Source organism: Microseira wollei NIES-4236 (assembly GCF_020521235.1).
In the GTDB taxonomy this organism is placed as follows: Bacteria; Cyanobacteriota; Cyanobacteriia; order Cyanobacteriales; family Aerosakkonemataceae; genus Microseira; species Microseira wollei.
In genome coordinates, this window is the sequence record NZ_BLAY01000357.1 from 1 (window position 1) to 3,656 (window position 3,656).

Annotated in this window: 4 protein-coding genes and 1 pseudogene; 4 read left to right on the forward strand and 1 reads right to left on the reverse strand. The window is 48.9% G+C overall.

Features of this window, described 5'->3' with window-relative positions:
* Positions 1 to 119: 119 nt before the first annotated feature.
* Positions 120 to 530 (forward strand): annotated as a pseudogene (locus MiSe_RS48090) (CatB-related O-acetyltransferase); the annotation flags it as partial.
* A gap of 155 nt (positions 531 to 685) precedes the next feature.
* Here MiSe_RS48090 and MiSe_RS48095 read toward each other — a convergent pair.
* Positions 686 to 1,213 (reverse strand): VOC family protein, encoded by a 528-nt coding sequence (locus tag MiSe_RS48095; protein WP_226594449.1) that lies wholly within the window; start codon positions 1,211 to 1,213, stop codon positions 686 to 688.
* Between the two features lie 183 nt (positions 1,214 to 1,396).
* On the opposite strand from MiSe_RS48095, the gene MiSe_RS48100 reads away from it, so the two are divergent.
* The 3 genes from MiSe_RS48100 to MiSe_RS48110 form a co-directional block, all read left to right on the forward strand.
* Positions 1,397 to 2,065: an RNA polymerase sigma factor gene (locus tag MiSe_RS48100; protein ID WP_226594452.1), complete on the forward strand. Its 669-nt coding sequence runs from the start codon at positions 1,397 to 1,399 to the stop codon at positions 2,063 to 2,065.
* Positions 2,066 to 2,092: 27 nt separating this feature from the next.
* On the forward strand, positions 2,093 to 3,271 hold the full coding sequence (locus MiSe_RS48105) for a tetratricopeptide repeat protein (RefSeq protein WP_226594455.1): 1,179 nt from the start codon (positions 2,093 to 2,095) through the stop codon (positions 3,269 to 3,271).
* Positions 3,272 to 3,356: 85 nt separating this feature from the next.
* Positions 3,357 to 3,656, forward strand: a 300-nt coding sequence (locus MiSe_RS48110; protein ID WP_226594457.1) for a hypothetical protein, incomplete at its 3' end; no start/stop codon positions are given.

Genomic DNA, 3,656 nt, shown 5'->3' on the forward strand with positions numbered 1-3,656 from the left:
AAGTGGAGCAACTGGCGTATCGCTACGTCCTGGTGACAAAAGTGGCGAGCCTGGGAACCTTGGTAACAAGGATATTAAGACCGTAATGTCTTAAGAATCTCCGTGTCTTTAGACCGGAGAGTGTCAACATGAACGGCGCGAACCACAAGCTGGATGGAATTTCCACCTATCCCTTCCCAATTTTCGGAAATGGGTGGGAAACAGCGATGGACAAGTTAATCGATCTGCCCAGTCGAGGCGATACGATTATTGGCAACGATGTCTGGATTGGGTACGATTCCCTGATCCTGCCCGGAGTTAAAATTGGAGACGGTGCGATCGTGGCGGCGAGATCGGTGGTAGTGAAAGACACCCCAGCCTACACTATCGTAGGTGGAAACCCGGCAGGTGTTATCAAACAGCGATTTAGCGAAGCTGAAATTGCCCAACTGCTGATGATTCGCTGGTGGGATTGGGAAATTGGCAAAATAACGCGCAATATCCATTTGATTATGGAGGGCGATATTGAAGCGCTTCGCAATGCTTCCTGAAAGCGAAGCGAGAATGGCTAATGGCTAATGGCTAATGGCTAATGGCTACGGTTTTAAGACTAATAGTTATCTCAAAAGAGTTGCTCATGGCTAATGTAAGGAAAAAGGCTCCCATTAGCAATTAGCAATTAGCCATTAGCCATTAGCAACATGAGTTAATTAGAAACCTCTGCCATTTCAATCACGCGCCCATCATAGTCTTTTACCAAAAAATTGAGCGGCTTATCGCGGCGAATTTTGTGCTTAATACCTCGCGCTTGCACCCGCAGCAGCACTTGTTCTAGACAATCGCGATCGAAGCAGACGTGGCGGTGTCGGTCTTTTTCCCCCATACTAGCGCCAGTAATAATATGCAACTGGGTATTCTTTTTCAGCTGATACCAAAGACCATCCGGCGCATTCAATCCGCTAGTTGTAGAGACGCGGGGAGTAGCGGACATGTAAAGCGGGTCAAAACCAGCAGTTGTACCAAGGGTTTGCTCGTAGTTGTAGTAGTAGTGCAGCGGCACTTCTGCTGCTGACAAGTCTAGCAAACCTTCATAAAAGCGTCGGGCAATCTCTAGATCCGACACCATGATGGTATGAACTTTTGGCGCGCTGGTGAGGAACATCCACATGGCGCCTGCGTAGGCGACCAGCAGCATCACCATTATCCCTTGGGTTGAAAATAAGCTATCTAACATGGAAGGCAATAGGCACTTAAATTAACTTGACGGAGAGGTCAGCATCTGCTTGCACGGGCAAGTTTATTGTAGCAAGCGGGCATCGGGCATGAGTTTGGATCAAAATTTGTGCGATAGTCGGGCGACTCTGTATATATTAAGGTGATTGGCAAAGATTTCGTTGCCTAGCGAGTGGCTAAAGCTGTGCGAATTCCTCATTTTCCAGAAAGCAACCATCCACTGGTCAAGTCGGTATCTCATCATAGCGACCAGCAATTGCTGACTTTGTTTCAGCGCTATCCCGACGAGGGGAAATACTTTACGGCGATTTTCTGTCGCTACAGTCCGATTGTATTTACCTTAATCGGACATAGCGCGCGATCGCCCGTCCAAGCTGACTACCTGTTCGCCATCACCTGGCGGCATATCTTTCATGCTATGGGCGAATTGGACTTGCGCGGCGCTTCTGCACCTGGTATGGAGAATTTTAACCTGCAAAACTGGATCATCAACATGACGGCTCTGTGTATCAACCAAGCCGAACTGCCCCCTGTAGAATCGATCCACTACTGCTTACAGGAAGCCTCGCCGCCCCTGTGGTGCTATGTCCAACAAGCTTTAGATCTCCTACCTCCCATAGAGCGCTTGGTAACTTTAATGACCCAGACGTTTCACTGGAGCGAAGCGCGAATTTCAGCTTATCTCCAAGCAGAGGGAGAAAGTGTTTCGCCAGATCAGATCAAAAATGCCATCCAAACTGGCTGTCAACGGCTACAAATGTTCTTACCCGCCGATATTCGCGCCATTTATCTGGGGCAAGATATTAGTAACCAAGAGCAAGAATCCGAATTTGATCTGCCCAGCCTTCTTTAACGAGGCAGAGGGAAGAGGGAACAACTTATGAAAGGAAAAATCACAAGTCAGCAAATAAAGCAAGTGGGAGTTAAAAAAATTTACAGCGGTTTGCAGCTGGTGATGGTACACCTTCGTTTGTATAGCGGCAGCATGAATGCTGCCGCTATACAAACGAAACCAAAAGGCTTTACTTCACTCGCTGGCAAACCGCTGTATTTTTTGCTCCTCTGCTTCTGTACTCCTCTGCTGCTTGGCTCCTCTGCCCCTCTAATTCCTTACCCAGCTACCGATAGCCTGAACCAACAAATCGACAACATCCGCATCAACAACGGTACTCAAGGGGAACAGCGGCATGAAGCGGATCGGTTAGTCCGCCAAGGCTCCCAGCAGCAGCACCAAGGAAATCTGGAGAAAGCAATTTCTTACTGGTGGCAAGCGCTGGAAATTTATGATCAAATTGGCGATGTAGAAGCCGTTGGTCGCACTTACGATTTTATTGGGTTGGCTTATGGGGAATTACGTCGTTACCCAGAAGCCGAGGATGCTTTTAGACGGCGACTAGCAGTTGCTCGCAGTAATAAAGACCTCCAAGGGCAAATTTTTGGTCTGAATAACCTGGGTAGTATTCTCCTCGAACGGCAGAATTTGCCAGAAGCCAGAACGACTTTTGCGGAAGCATTAGCTATTTCCCGCAGCGTCAGAAACTTTGCTCTTGAAGGAGCGTCGCTGTCGAATTTGGGTAGAGTAGCAGCTGTAGAGAAAGATTACGATCTCGCGATTAAACTATACGAAGCTGCGGCAACATTACACCGTCGAGGTAATGACCCCCTTGGGGAAGCGAATACTTTCAATAATTTAGGCGATGCTTACCTAGCCATTCATCGCTACTCTGATAGCATTGGAGCTTACGGTGCAGCACTGGGAATTGCTAGAGAAAGGCGCGCGCCCAATATCCAATTTCGCGCCATCGATGGTTTAGTGGCGGCGCACGGTCCAGTAGGGCGAACCGCTCGCTGGTTGCAATTGCTACAGGAAAGGTTAGCGCTCGCCAGAGAAACCGAAAACCTCCACCAACAACTCAAATCTTTGCAGTTGTTGGCCCAGTTCTATCAGAAACAAGGCAATTATGCCGAAGCTGCTAGGGCTTACCATCAAGCGAGCGCTATAGCCCATATTTTGCACGCTCCTGAAAATAGGGGCACGGCAGGCAACAGATTGTTTTGACCATGGCCAAAATGGTTGTGCCGTGCCCCTACTGCCGCCCATATTTTGCACGCTCCTTTTGGGGCACGGCGGGCAACAGATTGTTTTGACCATGGCAAAAATGGTTGATGCGGTGCCCCTACTAAGGGCACGGCAGGCAACAGATTGTTTTGACCATGGCAAAAATGGTTGTGCCGTGCCCCTACTGCCGCCCATATTTTGCACGAGCCTGAAAATAGGGGCACGGCGGGCAACAGATTGTTTTGACCATGGCAAAAAGAGCCTGAAAATAGGGGCACGGCGGGCAACAGATTGTTTTGACCATGGCAAAAAGAGCCTGAAAATAGGGGCACGGCGGGCAACAGATTGTTTTGACCATGGCAAAAAGAGCCTGAAAATAGGGGCA

Bases quoted from the DNA above. Each gene is read 5' to 3' on its own strand.
- MiSe_RS48095 (WP_226594449.1), bottom strand. From the start codon at position 1,213: ATGTTAGATAGCTTATTTTCAACCCAAGGGATAATGGTGATGCTGCTG.
- MiSe_RS48105 (WP_226594455.1), top strand. From the start codon at position 2,093: ATGAAAGGAAAAATCACAAGTCAGCAAATAAAGCAAGTGGGAGTTAAA.